Origin of the sequence: Myxococcus qinghaiensis (genome assembly GCF_024198215.1) — a bacterium.
Taxonomy (GTDB): domain Bacteria; phylum Myxococcota; class Myxococcia; order Myxococcales; family Myxococcaceae; genus Myxococcus; species Myxococcus qinghaiensis.
The window spans coordinates 175,326-194,574 of record NZ_JAKCFA010000005.1 but is presented as its reverse complement, the minus strand read 5'-3'; the positions used below and the strand labels follow the sequence as shown (position 1 = coordinate 194,574).

The following is a 19,249-nucleotide window of genomic DNA, read 5'->3' as shown; positions in this document are numbered from 1 at the left end:
GAACCCTTGATGTCGCGCTGCACCCGCATCCTCGTCATGCTGCTCTGTCTTGGGAGTCTCCCCGCTCACGCGTGGTGGGAGCGCGAGCCGCGCACGTCCCTGCGTCTGACGGGTGAGCTGGGGTTCCTCGACGTGCTGTCCCACAGCCTGCGGCAGGGACAGGACGGCACGCTCTTCCGGTACACGGAGGACGGGGGACAGGACAACCTCTACACCTTCTACCGGGTGTCGGCGGAGCTGACGCTGGGAGGACGCCACACGGTGGGCTTCCTCTTCCAGCCGCTGCAGATCGACACCCAGGTGGTCCTGCGGCGCGACGTGCGCATCGACGCGCTCACCTTCCCGTCCGGCACGCCGCTGGACGTGCGCTACGGCTTCCCGTTCTACCGGGCCAGCTATTTGTATGACCTGCTCGGCGCCGAGAAGCATGAGCTGTCCGTGGGTGTGTCATTGCAGCTTCGCGACGCGAACTTCGTCTTCACCTCGGCGGATGGGACCTTGCGTCGGGCCACTCGCGACGTGGGGCCCGTGCCGCTGCTCAAGGTGCGCGGGAAGTGGGGACTGGGTGAGCGCTGGTGGTTGGGATTGGAGGCGGATGGGAGCTATGCGCCCACGGCCATCATCAACGGGGATGACAACTCCGACACCACGGGTGCGCTGCTGGATGCGTCCGTGCGCGGCGGGCTGCGAATCACCAAGCAGGTGGAGGCGTTCCTCAACCTGCGCTACCTGGGCGGCGGGGCGCGCGGGGTGTCGGACGACAATGATGACGAGTTCGGAGACGGCTTCACCAGCAATTGGATCAGCACCGCCACGGTGAGCCTGGGCTTCAGCTACCTGCTCGTCGTCGACTGAGTCAGCGCCACACCGTGAACCAGGCCACGAGGAGCCCCAGCAGGGACGCTCCCGTGAACAGCGCGACGGCGAGCCAGACGCGAGGGCCCTGGAGCCATCCGCCCGAGGAGATCTCAGGCTCCACGATGGAGGCCTCGCCTTCACCGGTGATGGCTCGCACCAGCTCACGCCGACGGGCCTCGATGGCCTCCGTCGCCACTGTCTGCGAGATATCGATACCGAAGCCCACCTGCGTCTCACGGGGCACTCGCCGGGGCGTGCGACTCGCCATGGCGGGCGTCACCGTGTCCTCGGCGCCTGGCAGGGGCTCGCGGGTGCCGCTGGCTCGCGTGGAGGCAGCCTGCTCGATAGCCACGAGGACCTTCGCAGCGTCCAGCGCCTCGGTCGCTTCGACGGGGGGCGTGGCTTTCGGAGCGCGCGTCGCGGTGCCGCCACGGGTGCCCGACTCCGTGAAATAGGCTCCGTACTGCGCTGTCTTCGAGGCGATGTCTTCCGCGCCGAGGGGCACCGTCGCCGACGGGTCGTCGAAACCGGCACGCGGGAGGTCCACGCGCGGAGGTGCGCCCACCGCGGTGGGCTCGTCCTCGTCGGAGCTTCCCCAACCGCCCGCGCGCGTCGGCTCATCCTCACCAGGGCTGAGCCCACCACCCGCGCGCGTCGGCTCATCGTCACCAGGGCGGCGCCCACCAGCGACTTGCGTTGGCTCATCATCACCTGGGCCTCGCGCGCCAGCTACATGCGTCGGCTCATCCTCACCAGGGCCTCGCTCGCCCGCCACATGCGTCGGCTCATCCTCACCAGGGCCTCGCGCGCCCGCCACATGCGTCGGCTCATCCTCGCCAGGACCTCGCGCGCCCGCCACATGCGTCGGCTCATCGTCCCCCGAGCGACGTCCACCGCCCGCGCGCGTCGGCTCATCATCACCTGGGTCGCTTCCACCGCCCGCGCGCGTCGGCTCATCATCCGTCGCGGGTCTCGGGCCGACCTGGGCGCGCTCTGACAGGACGAAGTCATCCGGCGTGTAGATGGCGTTGTGCTCGAACGCGAGCGCCGTGGGCGGCGTGAGCGTGGCGACGAGCTCCGGCTCGGTGTGCGTGCGCCTGGCTTCCTCGCGCAGCAGCTCCTCGAGCAGCGTCTCCTCCGCCTTCTTCTCGCGCGGGAAGACGATGGCGAGCAACCGCGCCAGCTCCGCATCTCCCACGCCCGGCGAGAGCTTCGCCTTCAGCCTCGCCAGCTCCGCGCCCATCGCCGCCGCGTCCGGGAAGCGATTCGCCGGCTCCGCCGTCAGCGCCCGCATCAAGAACGCATCCACGCTCGACGGCAGCCCCGGCCGATGCTTCCCCGCGTTCTCCCACGTCGGATACGCCGCGCGCCGCCAGCGCTCCACCGGGTCGCCCCGCTGCGACAGCGGCTTCCACGCACACAGCTCCCACAGCAACACGCCCACCGCATACACGTCCGCGCGCCGGTCCACGAAGCGCTTGCGCGCCTGCTCCGGCGACATGTACGTCAGATTCCCAATCACCACCCGAGGCGCCGTCTGCTGCTCCTTCAGCGTGGACTGCGCCGCGCCGAAGTCGATGATCTTCACCTCACCGTCGTAGCTGATACACACATTCGCCGGGGACAAGTCCCGGTGCACCAGATGCAACGCATGCCCTTCTTCATCCGTGGCATCGTGCGCATAGGCCAATCCCTCACACAGCCGCTCACCCAGATGAAGGATGATTCCCAAGGGCATCATCCGCCCCAGCTGTCGCAGCCGATACGAGAGCCGGCTCAGCGTCTTGCCGCGCACGTACTCCATGGAGAGATAGAGCTGCCCCTCCACCTCGCCCATCGCATACACGCGGGCGATGTTCGGATGCGTCAGCCGCACCACCACCCGGGCTTCGTCCCGGAAGCGCCCGACGAACTGCGGACTCTCCATGAGCTGGGGGAGGACCTTCTTCACCACACACGCGCGACGCGGAGCCTCCTCTCGCGCGAGGAAGACCTCCCCCATCCCCCCGGCGCCAATGCGGCGCACCAGGGTATAGGGACCGAAGCGGACGGGCCCCTCGAGGGGCGCCGGCTCAACCGGTCTGGCCAAGCGAGCGGAAGGCCTTTCTCGCCGCCCCGAGCACGTGCGCCACCTCCGCCTCGCCCATGGCCAGCGAGACGAAGGCCGCTTCGTACTGGCTCGGCGGCAGGTACACGCCCGCGTCCAACATGGCGTGGAAGAAGCGTCCGAAGCGCCCCGTGTCCGACGTCTTCGCGCTCGTGTAGTCGAACACCGGCTCGGCCGTGAAGAACACCGTCAGCATGCTGCCCACGCGGTTGACCGTGACGGGCACGTTGGCGGCCTTCGCCTCCGCGATGAAGCCCTCCTCCAGCATGCGGCTCACCTGCTCCAGCCGCTCGTACGTGCCCGGCGCAGCCAGCGCCTTGAGACACGCCAGCCCCGCCGCCACCGCCACCGGGTTCCCCGACAGCGTGCCGGACTGGTACACCGGCCCGGCGGGCGCCACCTTCCGCATGATGTCCGCGCGACCACCATAGGCGCCCAGCGGCATGCCGCCGCCAATCACCTTGGCCATCGTCGTCAGGTCCGGCTTCAGCCCGTACAGCTCCTGCGCTCCACCGCGCGCCAGCCGGAAGCCCGTCATCACCTCGTCCAGCACCAGCAGCACGCCGTGCTTCTGGCAGAGCGCCTGGAGGCCTTCCAGGTAGCCGGGCCTGGGCACCAGCACGCCCATGTTGCCCACCACCGGCTCGATGATGGCGCAGGCGATGTCCCGCCCCTTCTCCTCGAAGATGCGCTCCACCGCCGCCAGGTCGTTGAAGGGCGCGGTGAGCGTGAGCTTCGCCAGCGCCGCGGGCACGCCCGGCGAGTCCGGCAGGCCCAGCGTCTCCACGCCGCTGCCCGCCTTCACCAGGAACGGGTCTCCCGCACCGTGGAAGCAGCCCTCGAACTTGAGGATGTGCTCGCGACCGGTGAAGCCTCGCGCCACGCGGATGGCGGCCACCGTGGCCTCCGTGCCGCTGGAGACGAGCCGCACCATCTCCACCGCCGGCATCGTCCCGCAGATGAGCTCCGCGAACTCCACCTCGCCCGCGTGCGGCGCACCGAAGGACGAGCCGCGCCGGGCCGCGTCGATGATGGCCTCCACGATGGGCGGGTAGGCGTGGCCGAGGATGAGCGGCCCCCAGCTCCCCACCAGGTCGACGTAGCGGTTGCCATCCACGTCGGTGAGCCAGGCTCCGGAGCCTTCACGGAAGAAGACAGGGTCCCCGCCGACGCCACGGAAGGCGCGCACCGGAGAGTTCACTCCACCCGGGATGCGCGCCTGCGCGCGGGCGAACAGGGCCTGACTGTGAGCGTGATTCATGCCGCTTTCCATAGCACGCGGCGCCACGTCTCCTGCCTCTCCTCTCGCCTGCCCCCATGCTCGCCGCTTCTCCGTCCTGTCGAGTGCCGGTTATGGACACGTCGCGTTGAGACGTCGGCAACGTATCCCTGGAAAATCACACCAGAACGCACATCCGGGGCGGCCGGGGCATCATGGACCTGGACGGCGCGCTGATACAGCGATGTGACGGCGGGCCCGAGGACCGAAGGAGACACCCATGGACTTCAAGACGGCGGACCTGTGTGACACCTACTCGGGCACGGCCCACTTCCAGGTCGCCGAGCCCGGCTTCATCGACTACGGGGGGCGGACCCGCTTCTCCGGCCTCATCAGCACCGTGCGCGCGCCGGAGGACAACTCGCTCGTCCGCAAGGCCCTGGAGGAGCCGGGCTCGGGGCGCGTCCTCGTGGTGGATGGCGGTGGCAGCCGTCGCTGCGCGCTCGTGGGCGACCAGCTGGCGCTGCTCGCGCAGCAGAACGGCTGGGCGGGCATCATCGTGAATGGCTGCATCCGCGACTCGGAGGAAGTGGGCCGCACGGCCATTGGCGTGAAGGCCCTGGGCACGCACCCGCTCAAGAGCTCCAAGCGCAACGAAGGCCAGCGCGACGCGGAGGTGCGCTTCGCGGGCGTCGTCTTCAAGCCGGGTCACCGCCTCTACGCGGATGCGGATGGCATCGTCACCTCGGAGTCCACGCTGGACTGAGTCCACGCGCTCCGAGGCCAGATGAGGGCCACGGCGTCCTGGCCACTGGAGGCCAGGAAGGCGCCATCCTCCGAGAACGCCAGCGCGCTGACCGAATGGGCGTGGCCTTCGAGCGTGGCCAGGAGCGTCCCCTCGCGGCTCCACACCCTCACTCGGCCCACCACGTCACCCGTGGCCACGAGCAGTCCGTCATGAGAACAAGTCACGGCGAGCGTGGGGTCGGGGACCTCCAGCCGGACCTGACGGTACGGGTGCTCGAGTTCCACCAGGAGCACGTGCCCGTACTCCCTCTGGAGCACGACCCACTTGTCATCCGGAGTGAGCGCACGAAATCGATTCCCCTTCGACACATGAACCGAGGACAGCCACTCATCCTTCTCCAGGTCCACCAGCCGCAGCTCGACGGTGTTGTCCGCGGGCGGCGGACATCTGCGTGAGATGACGCCCAGCCGCCCCGACCGGGACAGCACACGCAGAGCGAGGTCCTCGGGTGCGAGGTCCTTCCTCCAGAGAGGCCGTCCGGTCCGTGTGTCGACGACGCGTATCCAGCGATGCTCGTACCAGCTCTCACTCTCCGCCAGCATCCCCATGTCGTCGGACCAGACCGTCGACGAATCATTGGAGCATCTCTCCTCCAGCTCCACGTCAGCCCCTCCGAGCAGACCGCTCAGTCGCTTGCCACCGTTCTGGGGCAGCAACATGAAGACGCGCCCGCCTCTCACATGGACATGGGTCCAATCCAGCGGCAACGACTCACGACGCACCTCCCGGCCCGAGTCGCGGTCCCACATCCGGACCGTGCCATCCCACGACGCCGTGAGGAGGTACCTCCCATCGGAGGAGAAGGTGAGCTGCTCCACGCCGTGGCGATGCGCGGGCCCCGGCACCTCGCGCCGGGTCTGGAGGTCCACCAGCAGGAGGGCCCAGGACTCCCGCTTCGCGAACGACGCCCACCGACCATTGGGGGAGATGGCGAAACTCCAGCCAGCGCAACCATATGAGCTCGGCAGCTCCACCCACTCATCCAGCGCCTCGCCTCGAGTGAAGAGCAACCGTCGATTCAGGATTCGCACCTGACGACCATCGGGAAGCACCTGGCTTGCACTGCTGGACGAGCGCCGTTCGACCTCGCCCACGCACTCTCCCGTACGGGCATCATACGTGCGCAAGATGCACCTCAACCCGGGCCCCGTCTGCTTGCACCGGATGAACGCGCCATCTGAAGTGAAGCACACCCACGGCGGCGAACACTCGGCATCTCCCCTGACGGACCAGCGCGGGCTCCAGTTCGCCGTATCGAAGACAGACAACCGCAGGGGCTCGTTGCTGCTCTCCAGCACCAACAGGCTGCCGCCATCCGGCGAGAACACCAGCCACTCCGCTGAACCAGGACTCTCTTCGAGCTGGACGCGCCGGACTTCTTCTTCCCGCTCCAGGTCGAACACGACAAAGCCACTCGGGCACTGGGTACCGGCCAGCAACATCCGCCCGTCCGGCGAGCGCCCGAGACTGCGGACGTCCGTTCCCAGTCCCTCCCAGCGTCGCAGCTCCGCGCCACTGCGCGCGTCCCACAACCTCACCGTGCCCCCATCGCTTCCGGTGACGATGCGCTCGTCCGGCAGGTAGAGCACGGCGTTCACCCTCCGCGAGTCTCCCCGGAGCGTGAGCAGCTCCCGTCCGTCCTCCAGGTTCCACACCCGGGCCGTCGAGTCTCCCGACGTGACGAGCCGGCGCGAGTCCGCGGAGAAGGCGTGCGCCACCACGCCTCGTGGAAAACCCTCAGGGCTCGGTGCGTGCCAGAAGCGCACGGTGCCGCAGCGACTGTGCGCCTGCTCCGGGAGAGGGTCACCGAAAGCGTCGAGTCGGGGAAAATTCCGTTCGGGTAGCGGCATGCGGGGCGCCCCCAGCGACGCGCAACCCTCACTCACCTGACAGCCCTCCGGTGGCGCAGCGTGTCCCTGGCGCAATGTGTCATCACCCGAAACATTTTCGCCGTGCGAAACACAATCAAGACAACCTTCCAGGACGTTCCGCCCTGCGAAATACAGCCATCGAATTACGGGTGACTGTCTTTCCTCTTCGAGGGGAGTGTGGCTACTGTGCCGCCACGATTCTGACGGGGAGAGTGCGATGCAACGACTCGTGGTCGGACTCCTGGCGACAGCTTTCTGTTTGATGGCTTGCAAGAAGGAAGAGGCTTCGACACCACCGTCGGAGGGCGCGCAGGCGCGTCCCGTGGCGGCACCAGACATCAAGACAGACAAGGGCGTCGACCTGGAGAAGAAGGTCGTCTACATCGGCGCGCTCAACGACGAAAGCGGCCCTGGCGCCGCCATCGGCAAGCCGTTCGCCGCGGGGAAGCGGCTGCTCGCGCAGCAGGTGAACGCGGGGGACTCGGGACTCCTGCCGCCCGGCTGGCGCGTGGAGCTCGTCGAACGGGACCACGCCTACAACCCGCAGAACGCGGTGCAGGCGTACAGCGACATCCACGACCGCGTGCTGTTCCTGGGCACCAGCTTCGGCACGCCCAACACGCTGCCCTTGCGCGACAAGATGACGGCGGACAACCTGGTGGCCTTCCCCGCGTCGCAGTCCTCGGAGATGGCGCGGCACCAGTACACACCGCCCATTGGCGCCTCCTACAAGATGGAGGCGATGCGGGCCATGGACTGGGCCGTGGAGCACGCGGGCGGCGCGGACAAGGTGAAGGCCGCCATCGTCGCGCAGGGTGACGACTACGGGAAGGACGGGCTGGACGGCTGGAGCGAGGCCGCCAAGCACCACGGCGTCACCATCGTCTCGCAGCAGAGCGTCGCGCCGGGACAGAAGGACTTCGCCGCCATCATCACCGCGCTCAAGCAGTCCGGCGCCAACTACGTGTTGCTCACGGTGCTGCCCAGCGCCTCGGGGCCCATCCTGGGCACGGCCGCGCAGCTCAAGTACCAGCCGACGTGGGTAGGCCAGACGCCCGCGTGGGTGGACCGTTTCTTCGACGCGAAGGTCATCCCCGCCGCCGTCTTCGCCAACTTCTACTGGGCCACGGGGCTCACCTTCTGGGGCGACGACGTGCCCGGCATGAAGGACTTCCTCGCGCTGGTGGAGAAGTACCCCAACACGCCGAAGGACTTCTACACGCTGTCTTCCTACGTCCAGGGCCGCGTGCAAATCGAGGCGCTCAAGGCCGCCATCGAAGCCAAGGACGTCACGCGGGCCGGCTACCTCAAGGCGCTCAAGGGCATCACCCGCACCACGGCGGGCGGCATGACGGCGGAGCCGGTGGACCTGTCCCGGTTCCCCTACGAGACAGCCGTCTCGGCGCGAGTGCTCAAGCCCGTGCTGGACCAGGGGAGCTGGAGTGTCGTCGCTGGCCTGGCGCCGCCGAAGGCGCTGGGGGCCTCCGCCGCGAAGGCCGCCGATGACAGCAAGTAGTCCCGCCCTGCTGCGCGTGCAGAACCTCCAGGTCGTCTATCACTCGGCGGTGCGAGCCCTCCGGGGCATCACCCTGGAGGTCCCCCACCAGGGTGTGGTGGCCCTCCTCGGGCCCAACGGCGCGGGGAAGTCCACCGCGCTGCGCGCCATCAGCGGCCTGCTCCACATGCACGACGGCGCCATCACCCAGGGCAAGGTGGAGCTGTCCGGACAGAGCCTGCTGGCCCTGCCCGCCGACGGGCGCGTGCACGCGGGCGTGGTGCAGGTGCTCGAAGGGCGGCGCATCCTCGGCGAGCTGTCGGTGGAGGAGAACCTCCTCGCGGGCGGCTTCGGCATGGGCGCCCAGGCACGCAAGGAGTTGGTCGAGTCCGCCTTCACCCGCTTCCCCGTGCTGCGCGAAAGGCGGCGACAGAAGGCCGGCTACCTCTCCGGTGGAGAGCAGCAGTTGCTGGCCATCTGCCGAGGGCTGATGCGACGGCCCAAGGTGCTGCTCCTGGATGAGCCCTTCCTGGGGTTGTCGCCCAAGGCGGTGGGCGAGGTGTCGGAGCTGATTCAGCGCATCAGCGCCGAGGGTGTCGCCGTGTTGCTCGTGGAGCAGAACGCGCGCGTCGCGCTGACGCTGGCCAGCCACGGCTACGTGCTGGAGACGGGCAAGGTGGTGCTGGACGGCCCCGCGGACAAGCTGCGCGAGGACCCCGACGTGCAGGAGTTCTACCTGGGCTTCGGGCGCGAGGGGCAGCGCGGCTACCACGAGCTGAAGCGGTATCGGCGCAAGCGGCGCTGGCTTTCGTGAAGGGTGAGGAATGGCACTGCTGGAGCTCGACAACGTGGGCCTCTCCTTCTCCGGGCTGCGAGCCCTGGATGGCGTCACGTTCGCCATCGAGGCCGGCGCGCTGCACGCCGTGATTGGCCCCAATGGCGCGGGCAAGAGCAGCCTCTTCAACTGCATCAGCGGCATCCATCGCCACATGGAGGGCCTCGTGACGCTGGAAGGCCAGGCACTCGCGGGCCTGGAGCCGCCGGAGATTGCTCGGCGCGGCGTGGCGCGGATGTTCCAGAACCTGGCCCTCTTCGAGCACCTCACCGTGCTGGAGAACCTGCTGCTCGGTCGTCACCCGAAGTACCGGACGGGGCTGTTGAGGAACCTGTTCTGGACGCGAGGCGCGCGCGCGGAGGAGGTCCGCCACCGTGAGAAGGCCGAGGAGGTCATCGACTTCCTCAACCTGGAGCACTACCGGTGGATGCCCGTATCGGTGCTGCCCTACGGCATCCGCAAGCGCGTGGAGTTGGGCCGCGCGCTGTGCATGGAGCCGAAGCTCTTGCTGCTGGATGAGCCCACGGCGGGACTCAACCAGGAGGAGACGGAGGACATGGCGAACCACCTGCTCGACATCCGTCACGAGCTGGGGGTGACGCAGGTACTCATCGGTCACGAGCTGCGCTTCGTGATGGACCTGGCCACGCAGGTGACGGTGCTGGACCGGGGCCGGGTCATCGCGAATGGACCGCCTTCCTCCCTGCGTGAGGACACGCGCGTGCTGAGCGCCTACGTGGGCGGGACGGTGGCGGCATGAACGCGGCGCTTCCCCTGAGCCTGCCGGGCCAGCTCTTCCTGCGCGCGGAGCAGCATCCGCACGCTGTCGCCATCCGAGAGAAGCGCCTTGGCATCTGGAACGAGCTGTCGTTCCAGGGCTACCTGGAGCGCGTCGGCCAGGCGGCGCGGATGCTGTGGGAGCTGGGCGTGCGCGCCGGTGACTCGGTGGCCATCCTCAGTGACAACCGGCCGGAGTGGCTGTTCGCGGACCTGGGCACCCAGGCGCTCGGGGCGCGCACCGTCGGCATCTACCAGACGAATCCGCCCGCGGACGTGGCGTACATCCTCAACGACGCCAAGTGCCGCGTCGTGCTCTGCGAGGACCAGGAGCAGTACGACAAGGTCGCGACCGTCGCCGCCGAGACGCCCTCCGTCGAGCACGTGCTCGTCATCGAACCGCTTGGACTGCGCGGCGTGGAGGACTCCCGGCTGCGCACGTGGGAGCGCTTCCTCGAGGAGGGACGCGCGTTGCTGGAACGCGAGCCAGGCTGGCTCCGCGAGCAGCTCGCGCGGCGCACTCCCGACGAGGCGGCCATGGTCATCTACACGTCGGGGACCACGGGGGCGCCGAAGGGCGCGCTCGTCTCCAGCCGCAACATGCTTGAGGGCTCGGCGACCTTCACCGCGCAGCTCGGGCTGGGCCAGGACGACAGCGTCGTCTCGTACCTGCCGCTGTGTCACGTCGCGGAGAAGCTGTTCAGCCTGCTCTTGCCGCTCGTCGTTGGCGGGAAGGTCCACTTCGGTGAAGCACTGGAGACGGTGCAGAGCGACGTGGCCGAGGTCTCCCCCACCGTGTTCCTGGGCGTGCCGCGCATCTGGGAGAAGATGCACGCGGCTGTGACTGTGAAGATGCGCGACGCCTCGTGGCTCAAGCGCACCCTCTTCGAGACCTTCACCCGGCTGGGCTCGAAGATTCGCGAGCGGGAGCGCACGGGGCAACGCCGCTGGTGGGATGCACTCGCGTGGCGTGTCGGAGACCTGCTCGTCTACCGGCCGCTCCAGGAGCGCCTGGGCTTGCGGCGCTGTCGCTTCCCCATTTCCGGCGCGGCGCCCATCTCTCCGGAGCTGCTCGCCTGGTACGACAGCATCGGCGTCCGCATCTACGAAGGCTACGGCCAGACGGAGAGCGCGGGCACCAGCCACCTCAACATCCCGGGCGCCACGAAGCTGGGCACCGTCGGGCGCACCGTGCCGGGCGTGGAGTGTCGGCTCGCGGAGGACGGCGAGGTGCTCGTGCGTGGGGCCAACGTGTTCCTCGGCTACCTCAACAGGCCAGAGGCCACCGCCGAGGTCCGTGACACGGAGGGCTGGCTACACACCGGGGATTTGGGCGAGGTCGACGCGGACGGCTACCTGCGCATCACCGGCCGCAAGCGCGAAATCCTCATCACCTCCGGCGGAAAGAACCTGTCGCCCGAGCGCATCCAGAACGCGCTGAAGAACAGTCCGTACATCAAGGAGGCGGTGGCCATTGGCGACCGTCGAGCCTTCGTCACCGCGCTGGTGCAGGTGGACCCGGAGACGGTGGCGGACTGGGCGCTGCGCCGCAAGATTGCCTTCACCTCGTACACGGACCTCACGCTGCGGCCCGAGGTGCGCAAGCTCATCGACGAGGAGGTCGCCCGCGCCAACGAAGGCCTCGCGCGAGTGGAGCAGGTGCGCGCAGTCCGGCTGCTCGCCCGCGAGATGACGCAGGACGCGGGTGAGGTGACGGCCTCTCTCAAGGTGCGCCGCAAGGCGGTGCTCGAGCTGCATTCAGCGCTGGTGGAAGAGATGTACGCGAGGACACGCGAATGACGCAGTTGCTCCAGCTCAGCATCTCGGGACTGGCGCTCGGGGCGAGCTACGCGCTCATCGCCCTGGGCTTCTCAGTCGTGTACCGAGCCTCCCGCCTCTTCAACTTCGCGCACGGCGAGCTGCTCAGCCTGGGCGCGTTCCTGATGACGGCGCTCGTCGAGGTGATGCCCTGGTGGCTGGCGCTCGCCGCCTCCGCGTGCCTCACCGGAGGACTGGCCGCGCTCCTGGAGCGCACCGTCCTGCGGCGCATGGTGGGACGGTCCGTCTTCACCACCATCATCCTGACACTGTTCCTGGGCCTGCTCCTGCGCGCGGGCATCGTCATCGCCTTTGGCACCGACACGCGCGGCATGCCGACGCCGTGGGACACCATGGCCGAGGTGCAGGTGGGCGACTCCACCGTGCTCCTGTCCTCGCTCATCTCGCTGGGCGCGACGAGCCTGGTGCTCGTTGGAATGCATGCGCTGGTGCAGCGCACCCCGATGGGCGTGGCGATGCGCGCGGCCAGTGAGAATCAGGAGGTAGCCCTGGTGCTGGGCATCCCCGTGGGCCGGGTGCTCGCCTTCACGTGGTTCCTGGCGGGAGCGACGGCCGCGGTGGCCGGCATCTTCCTGGGGATGTTCCCGCGCTCGGTGGACTCCAACCTGGGCTACGTGGCGCTGCGTGCCTTCCCGGCCATCATCGTCGGAGGTCTGGAGTCGGTGGTGGGCGCGGTGGTCGCCGCGTTCATGCTGGGGCTCTTGGAGGTGCTGTCCCAGGCGTACGTGAATCCGCACCTGGGCGCCTTCGGGCACAACTTCCACGCCGTCTTCCCCTACGCCGCGATGATTCTCTTCCTGGTCCTGCGTCCGCGCGGACTCTGGGGCGAGCACGAGGTGCGCCGCGTCTAGGCGCGCCGCGAGACCACATCATGCCAACCCGCCCCTTGGTGATTCGGTACGAGGACGACCTGAAGCTCTTTCCCGGCCTGTGGCAGAGGGCCGGCGTGTTGCTGACGTTGAGCATCACCCTGGCGTACCCGTGGCTGGTGAGCACGCGGTGGCTCACGGTGGGCAACCTGGGATTGGTGGCCATCGTCGGCGCCGCGTCGCTGATGGTGCTCACGGGCTTCGCGGGACAGGTGAGCCTGGGGCACGCGGCCTTCCTCGCGCTGGGCGCGTACACCGTGGCGGTGCTCGGCGCGAAGCTGGGCTGGCCCTTCTGGCTGGCGCTGCCGCTGGCGGGGGGCGTGTCAGCGTTGGTGGGCGTGGTCATCGGCGCCTTCGCGCTGCGGCTCAAGGGCTTGTATCTGGCCATCGTCACGCTGGGCCTGGTGTTCCTCACGCAGCACGTGCTGCTCGCGTACCCCGAGGTGACGAACGGGCTGAGCGGGACGGCGGTGCCCATGTACTGGTGGTTCCGCGACGACGCGGGCGTGGCGGCCTCGCTGAGCGAGACGTGGGTGGTGGGCGGGGTGGGCTTCAACTTCGAGCGGAAGCTGTACTTCGTCTTCGCGCTGCTGGCCGCGGGCACGGTGTGGCTGACGAAGAACCTCCAACGCTCCGACAGTGGCAGGGCGATGATGGCGGTGAGGGACCAGGACCTCGCGGCGGAGGTGCTCGGAGTGGGCACGACGCAGGCGAAGCTCCAGGCGTTCGGTGTGTCGTCCTTCCTGGCGGGCATCGCCGGGGCGATGTTCGCGTTCCAGCAGCAATACATCACCGTCGAGCCGCCGTTCGATTTGAACCTCTCCATCCAATACATCGCGATGATTGTGTTGGGCGGGGTGGGCACGGTGTTCGGCGCGGTGAGTGGCGCGCTCGCGTTCACCTTCCTGAGTCCCCTGGCGGAGACGGTGGGCGGCGCGCTTCCCCTGGTGAACCAGCTCACGTCCGCGCAGCAGGCGACGGTGCTGCTGTCTCTGGTGGTGGTGCTCGTGCTGGTGCTGGAGCCGTTGGGGCTGTTCGGCGTGTGGCTGCGGGTCCGCCGGTACTTCCAGGCGTGGCCGTTCCGTTACTGAGTCAATCCAAGTCGTCGACGTTCAATGAGGGAGGGAATCACCATGAAGCGCGTGCTGCTCACTGTCCTGTTCGTATCGTTGCTGTCGGCCACCGGTGCCCAGGCCCAGCAGGCGGACCTGCGTGACTACGAGGCCGGTTTCTTCGTGCCGCACCGGGGCATCATCTCCAACATGTACCTGCGTCACGTATCTGCCTCCGGCGAGCGTGACTTCTCACAACTCCAGGCGGCCTTCCGCGCCACCTACGTGCTCAAGTTCGGCGACCTCGTCGTCGTCCCGTTCGACGTGAGCCTGCCGGTGGTGGACGTGACGGTGTTCACGGCCAACCCCGCGTCTCCGTCCGCTCCGAAGACGGCGCTGCGCGCCTCCGGCGTGGGTGACGTCACGTACATCCCCACGATTGGATATGGGCTCGTGCAGAACGCCGAGGACAACACCCATACGTGGTTCGCCTTCACGCCCTACGTCACGGTGCCGGTGGGCCAGTACGACAGCAACAAGCTGGTGAACATCGGCGCGAACCGCTGGGTGGTGCGCCCGCAGCTCGTGGCGGGTCAGCGCTTCAAGAAGATCTTCACGGTGGAGGCGATGGCGAGCATGGCCTTCCAGGGCGACAACGACGAGTTCCTGGTGCCGAGCGCCGAGGGTGGCTCGAAGCTGGTGATGAGCCAGGCGCCGTCCTTCGGCGGCATCTTCCACTTCGGCATGGACCTGTCCTCCACATTCTTCACTGGCGCGGGCTACATCGTCGAGGCGTCCGGCAAGCGCACGCTGGACACGCCCGCGGGGGAACTGGAGATCGCCAAGCGCAGCACGGTGCAGTCCCTGCGGCTGACCATGGGCATCCGGCTGGAGAAGGCGTCCACGCTGATGCTCCAGTTCCAGCCCGACGTGGCTGTCTCCGAGGGCTTGACGAAGAGCCAGTTCATCGGCGCGCGCTTCACGCACGTGTTCTTCTAGGCGCTGTGCCCTCGGGAGACGGCCTTGGGACTCGGGCCGTCTCCTTGGGATTCAACGTGCATCACTCACGTCCGGGTGATGGAGACGCCGCCGTCCACCAGCGTCGCGGTGCCGGTCACGAAGGACGCGTCATCGGAGGCGAGGAATAGCGCCGCCTTCGCCAGCTCCTCGGGCGTGGCCACCCGCTTCAGGGCGTGCAGCCCGGTGATGAAGGTCTTCGACTCCGGCGACGCGTTCACCGTCTGATACATCGGCGTGTCGACGCCGCCCGGCAGCAGCGCGTTCACCCGGACGCCCTTCGGGCCGTACTCGGCGGCGAGCGCCTGGGTCAGTCCCACCAGTCCGGACTTGCTCGCGGAGTAGGCCGCGGTGCCCGGGAAGGCGAAGCTGTAGCCGACGAACGTCGACGTGAAGATGATGGAGCCCGCGCCCTGCTTCACCATGGGCCCCAGCTGGTGCTTCGCGCCGAGGAAGGCCGCCGTCAGGTTCACCGCCACCGTGTCGCTGAAGCCTTTCTCGGAGACCTCGGTGCTCGGGCCGCTCTCGCCCATGACGCCCGCGTTGTTGAAGGCGATGTCCAACCTGTCGAAGCGCTGCACCGCGAGCGCCACCAGCGCGCGGGCGTACTCCTCGGAGCGGACATCCCCCGCCAGTGCGACGGCCTTTCCACCAGCCGCGACGATTTCGGCGACCAGCGTGTCCAACTCCTCCTTGCGGCGCGCGCCCACCACCACCTTCGCGCCCTCCGCCGCGAACAGCTTCGCTGCCGCGCGCCCGATGCCCGCGCTCGCTCCGGTGATGATGGCGACCTTCCCGTTCAACCGTTCCATGACTGGCTCTCCCGCGATTCAGCCGGCGAGGTGCCGGCGTCGATGAAAGAGAGATACGCCTCAGCTTTCCTGGGCGTAAGGGTTGGAAGCTGGTCTACTCATTCAGCTTTTATGAATGATGGGAGGCCGAACCCGTGGATCGTCTCCGTGCTTTCGAAGTCTTCGCCTCCGTCGTCCAGCGAGGCAGCTTCACCCAGGCGGCGGACGCGCTCGACACGTCGGCGGCCAACGTCACGCGCTACGTGCACGAGCTGGAGCGACATCTCGGCACACGCCTGCTCAACCGCACGTCACGTCGACTGTCGCTGACGGAGAGCGGCAAGGCACTGTACGAGCGAGCGCGCACCATCCTGGAGGAAGTGGCGGAGGCCGAGGCCCTGGCTTCCGCGAGCACCGTCCAGGCACGAGGCCGCCTGCGCCTCAACGCGCCGCTGAGCTTCGGCATCCTGCACCTGGCGCCACTGTGGCCGCGCTTCCTCGCGCGCCATCCGGAGGTGGAGTTGGACGTGTCGCTCTCCGACCGAGTCGTGGACCTGGTCGAGGAGGGCTATGACCTGGCCATCCGCATTTCGCTCGGTGGAGCGGGGAGCAACATCGGACGACGGCTCGCCAAGTCACACAACCTGGTCTGCGCGTCGCCCGAGTACCTGGCTCAACACGGTGTGCCCAGGCAGTTGGACGACCTCTCCAAGCATGTCTGCGTCGCGTACAGCAACTCGTCGATGGCCGAGGAGTGGCCGCTCACGGACTCCGAGGGCAGGACTCAGGTCGTGCGCATGCGCAGCGTGATGCAGAGCAACAATGGAGACACTGTTCGAGCCGCCGCGCTCGCGGGCCGTGGACTGATATGGCAACCCGGCTTCCTGATTGGCGAGGACCTGCGCGCGGGGCGATTGGTGCGAGTCCTGCCGGAGTACTCGCTGCCGGACATCGACATCCTCGCCATCTATCCCAGCCGGAGACATCTCTCCGCCAAGGTCCGGCTGATGATCGACTTCCTCGTCGAGCAGTTCCGAGGCACGCCACCCTGGGAGCGAACGTAAAAGTGCTCCCAGGGCCGGACTGGCGAGTTCTCGCTGACGACACGAAGTAGAGGCCCGTGCGTCAGAAGAGGACAACGCCCCGGGCATTCACTCCGCTGTTCATGTCGGTGAAGGCTCGGTCGAGCTGGTCCAGCGTGTACGTCGTCGTCACCAGCTCATCCAGCTTGAGCTTCTTCTGCAGGTAGAGCTCCATCAGCCGGGGCATGTCGCGGTGGATGTCCGCCGTCCCGAACCAGGAGCCGAGCAGCCGCTTCTCGAACAGCGGGAGCACGAAGACGTTGAGGCTGATCTGCTCCTTCACGCTGCCCACGCCGACGACGACACAGGTGCCGGCCTTGCGCGTGCACTGGTACGCCTGCTCGATGGTCTCCTTGCGGCCCACCGCTTCGTACGCGTAGTCCGCGCCGCGTCCCTTCGTCAGCTCGCGGATGGCCGCCACCGGGTCCGTCTCGCGCGCGTCGATGACATCCGTCGCGCCGAAGACCTTGGCGAACTCCAGCTTCCTCGGGTGGACATCCACCGCGATGATGCGCTCGGCCCCGGCAATCACCGCGCCCTGGATGATGTTCAACCCCACGCCACCCGTGCCGAACACCACCACCGAGCCACCGGGCGGCATCTGCGCCGTGTTGAGCACCGCGCCCACGCCTGTCGTCACCGCGCAGCCAATCAGCGCGGCCTTGTCCAGCGGCGCATCCTCCGGGAGCTTCACCGCCGCTCGCGCGGGCACCACTGCGTACTCCGCCAGCGCCCCGAGCGCGGAGAAGACATTCAGCTCCCGCGAGTCCTTGTGCAGCCGCGAGCTGCCGTCCGGCATCCGGTTGCTCGCGTTGATGCGCTCGCCCAGCTCACACAAGTTCGGACGTTGGATGCGGCAGAAGTAACACTCACCACACTGGGCGACCCACGAGAGGACGACCTTGTCGCCTTTCTTCACGTGGGTGACGTCCGCGCCGACCTCCTCAACGATGCCCGCGCCCTCGTGTCCCAGCACACAGGGGAGCTTCATCTTCACGGTGCCGTTCACCACGGACAGGTCCGTGTGACAGACACCACAGGCGACCATGCGGACGAGCAGCTCGCGCGCCTTGGGCGGCTCGAAGCTCACGTCGGTGATGGTCAGCACGTCCTTCTCGAAACACACGGCGGCCTTCATGGGGGCTCCTGAGTCGGAGGGAAACAGCGAGAGGGGGGACGACGGACGAATGTCAGAGCTGCATCGCCTTGAGCTCCTGGAACTCCTCCAGCCCGTACCGGCCCAGCTCACGGCCATGTCCGGACTGTCGGTAGCCACCGAACGGCGCCAGCGGATTGAAGCGGCCTCCGTTGATGTCCACCTGACCGGTACGCATCCGCCGAGCCACCCGCTTCGCCCGCTCCACATCCTCCGACCAGACGCCACCGGCGAGGCCGTAGATGGTGCTGTTCGCGATGCGGACCGCGTCGTCCTCGTCGTCGTACGGCATGATGGCGAGCACGGGGCCGAAAATCTCCTCCTGCGCGATGGTCATCTCCGGCGTGACGTTCGCGAAGACGGTGGGCTTCACGTAGTAGCCCTTCGAGAGTCCCTCGGGCTGCTCGGGTCCGCCGGCGACGAGCTTCGCGCCCTCGCGAATGCCTTGCTGGATGTACTCGCGGACACGCGTGCGCTGTGCGTCGGAGATGACCGGACCGAGCTTCGCCTCGCCCTTGAACGGGTCGCCCACGGTGAAGCTCGCGGCGACTTCGGCTGCAATCTTCACGGCCTCTTCATGCTGCGCGCGCGGCACGAGCAGGCGCGTGTGCGCCGTGCAGGTCTGCCCGCTGTTGAGGAAGCAGTTGCCGACACTCCGCTTCACCGCGGTCTTGAGGTTCGCGTCGTCGAGGATGATGGACGCGGACTTCCCGCCCAGCTCCAGGGACACGCGCTTGACAGTGGCCGACGCCAGCTCCGACACCCGGCGTCCCGCGCGCGTCGAGCCCGTGAAGGACACCATGTCCACCTCGGGGTGACGCACGAGCGCCTCGCCTACGATGGGGCCCGTTCCCGACACGAGGTTGAAGACCCCGGGCGGCACGCCGGCCTCGTGGAGAATCTCCGCGAGCATGAAGGCGTTGAGCGGAGCCACTTCGCTCGGCTTGAGGACAACGGTGCAACCCGCCGCCAACGCGGGCGCCACCTTCGCGATGGTCTGATGCAGCGGGTAATTCCACGGGGTGATGCAGGCGACGACGCCCACCGGCTCGCGCACCACCAGCGAGTTGCCCACCTGCTCCTCGAAGACGAAGTCCTGAAGGAGCTGCACATAGGTGCCCGTCACGGCGATGGGTGTGCCCACCTGGATGGGCTTCGACAATGCGATGGGCATGCCCAGCTCGCCCGTAATCGTCCGAGCCAGCTCATCCTGTCGCGCCGTCAGCCCCGCCTGGAGCCGACGCAGCAGGGCCGCGCGCTCCTCGACGGGTCGAGTGGACCAGGTGTCGAAGGCGGCACGCGCGGCGCGCACCGCGCGGTCCACGTCCTCCACGGTGCCTTCGGGGATTCGACCCATCACCTCCTCGGTGGAGGCGCTGAGCACGTCGATGTGTCCCGTCCCCCGGGACGCCACCCACTCACCGTGGATGTAGAGCTTGTCGTAGACCTGCATGCGGTTCTCCCAACGTCAGA

At 68.1% G+C, this 19,249-nt stretch carries 16 protein-coding genes; 10 read left to right on the top strand and 6 right to left on the bottom strand.

The window, feature by feature from the left end; translation table 11 throughout:
- Positions 1 to 9 precede the first annotated feature (9 nt).
- Positions 10 to 855, top strand: a complete 846-nt coding sequence (locus LZ199_RS10825) for a hypothetical protein (protein ID WP_253993574.1) — start codon at positions 10 to 12, stop codon at positions 853 to 855.
- Between the two features lies 1 nt (position 856).
- On the opposite strand, the gene LZ199_RS10820 is transcribed toward LZ199_RS10825, so the two are convergent.
- Together LZ199_RS10820 and hemL are read right to left on the bottom strand one after the other, a co-directional pair.
- Positions 857 to 2,947, bottom strand: coding sequence for a serine/threonine protein kinase (locus LZ199_RS10820; protein WP_253993573.1), 2,091 nt, complete (start codon positions 2,945 to 2,947; stop codon positions 857 to 859).
- Entirely contained in the window at positions 2,931 to 4,226 is a 1,296-nt protein-coding gene (gene hemL, locus LZ199_RS10815; RefSeq protein WP_253993572.1) for a glutamate-1-semialdehyde 2,1-aminomutase, read from the bottom strand. The genes LZ199_RS10820 and hemL overlap by 17 nt, the downstream gene beginning before the upstream one ends.
- A 238-nt stretch (positions 4,227 to 4,464) precedes the next feature.
- Here hemL and rraA point away from each other — a divergent pair, with 238 nt between their 5' ends.
- Positions 4,465 to 4,950, top strand: a complete 486-nt coding sequence (gene rraA / locus LZ199_RS10810; RefSeq protein WP_253993571.1) for a ribonuclease E activity regulator RraA — start codon at positions 4,465 to 4,467, stop codon at positions 4,948 to 4,950.
- On the opposite strand, the gene LZ199_RS10805 is transcribed toward rraA, so the two are convergent.
- Positions 4,902 to 6,710 carry a WD40 repeat domain-containing protein gene (locus LZ199_RS10805; protein WP_253993570.1) on the bottom strand — a complete coding sequence of 603 codons (1,809 nt, stop codon included), beginning with the start codon at positions 6,708 to 6,710 and terminating at the stop codon, positions 4,902 to 4,904. The genes rraA and LZ199_RS10805 overlap by 49 nt on opposite strands.
- A gap of 415 nt (positions 6,711 to 7,125) precedes the next feature.
- On the opposite strand from LZ199_RS10805, the gene LZ199_RS10800 reads away from it, so the two are divergent.
- Genes LZ199_RS10800 through LZ199_RS10770 form a run of 7 tightly spaced genes read left to right on the top strand, consistent with a single transcriptional unit; the run spans position 7,126 to position 14,729 of the window.
- Positions 7,126 to 8,379, top strand: coding sequence for an ABC transporter substrate-binding protein (locus LZ199_RS10800; RefSeq protein ID WP_253993569.1), 1,254 nt, complete (start codon positions 7,126 to 7,128; stop codon positions 8,377 to 8,379).
- Positions 8,366 to 9,172 (top strand): ABC transporter ATP-binding protein, encoded by an 807-nt coding sequence (locus tag LZ199_RS10795; protein WP_253993568.1) that lies wholly within the window; start codon positions 8,366 to 8,368, stop codon positions 9,170 to 9,172. The genes LZ199_RS10800 and LZ199_RS10795 overlap by 14 nt, the downstream gene beginning before the upstream one ends.
- Before the next feature lie 10 nt (positions 9,173 to 9,182).
- Positions 9,183 to 9,953: an ABC transporter ATP-binding protein gene (locus tag LZ199_RS10790; RefSeq protein WP_253993567.1), complete on the top strand. Its 771-nt coding sequence runs from the start codon at positions 9,183 to 9,185 to the stop codon at positions 9,951 to 9,953.
- Positions 9,950 to 11,770, top strand: a complete 1,821-nt coding sequence (locus tag LZ199_RS10785; RefSeq protein WP_253993566.1) for an AMP-dependent synthetase/ligase — start codon at positions 9,950 to 9,952, stop codon at positions 11,768 to 11,770. Before LZ199_RS10790 ends, LZ199_RS10785 begins: the two co-directional genes overlap by 4 nt.
- Positions 11,767 to 12,660, top strand: coding sequence for a branched-chain amino acid ABC transporter permease (locus LZ199_RS10780; protein WP_253993565.1), 894 nt, complete (start codon positions 11,767 to 11,769; stop codon positions 12,658 to 12,660). The genes LZ199_RS10785 and LZ199_RS10780 overlap by 4 nt, the downstream gene beginning before the upstream one ends.
- A gap of 20 nt (positions 12,661 to 12,680) precedes the next feature.
- A complete protein-coding gene (locus LZ199_RS10775; protein WP_253993564.1) occupies positions 12,681 to 13,769 on the top strand; it encodes a branched-chain amino acid ABC transporter permease in 1,089 nt (362 codons plus the stop codon).
- A 42-nt stretch (positions 13,770 to 13,811) separates the two neighbouring features.
- Positions 13,812 to 14,729 carry a transporter gene (locus LZ199_RS10770; RefSeq protein WP_253993563.1) on the top strand — a complete coding sequence of 306 codons (918 nt, stop codon included), beginning with the start codon at positions 13,812 to 13,814 and terminating at the stop codon, positions 14,727 to 14,729.
- A 65-nt stretch (positions 14,730 to 14,794) separates the two neighbouring features.
- Here LZ199_RS10770 and LZ199_RS10765 read toward each other — a convergent pair whose 3' ends face one another.
- Positions 14,795 to 15,559 (bottom strand): SDR family oxidoreductase, encoded by a 765-nt coding sequence (locus tag LZ199_RS10765; protein WP_253993562.1) that lies wholly within the window; start codon positions 15,557 to 15,559, stop codon positions 14,795 to 14,797.
- 134 nt (positions 15,560 to 15,693) lie between these two features.
- On the opposite strand from LZ199_RS10765, the gene LZ199_RS10760 reads away from it, so the two are divergent.
- Complete coding sequence (locus tag LZ199_RS10760; RefSeq protein WP_253993561.1) at positions 15,694 to 16,602, top strand: LysR family transcriptional regulator; 909 nt, start codon at positions 15,694 to 15,696, stop codon at positions 16,600 to 16,602.
- Between the two features lie 61 nt (positions 16,603 to 16,663).
- On the opposite strand, the gene LZ199_RS10755 is transcribed toward LZ199_RS10760, so the two are convergent.
- A complete protein-coding gene (locus LZ199_RS10755; protein ID WP_253993560.1) occupies positions 16,664 to 17,758 on the bottom strand; it encodes a zinc-binding dehydrogenase in 1,095 nt (364 codons plus the stop codon).
- Between the two features lie 52 nt (positions 17,759 to 17,810).
- Positions 17,811 to 19,229, bottom strand: a complete 1,419-nt coding sequence (locus tag LZ199_RS10750) for an aldehyde dehydrogenase family protein (protein ID WP_253993559.1) — start codon at positions 19,227 to 19,229, stop codon at positions 17,811 to 17,813.
- Positions 19,230 to 19,249: the final 20 nt, after the last annotated feature.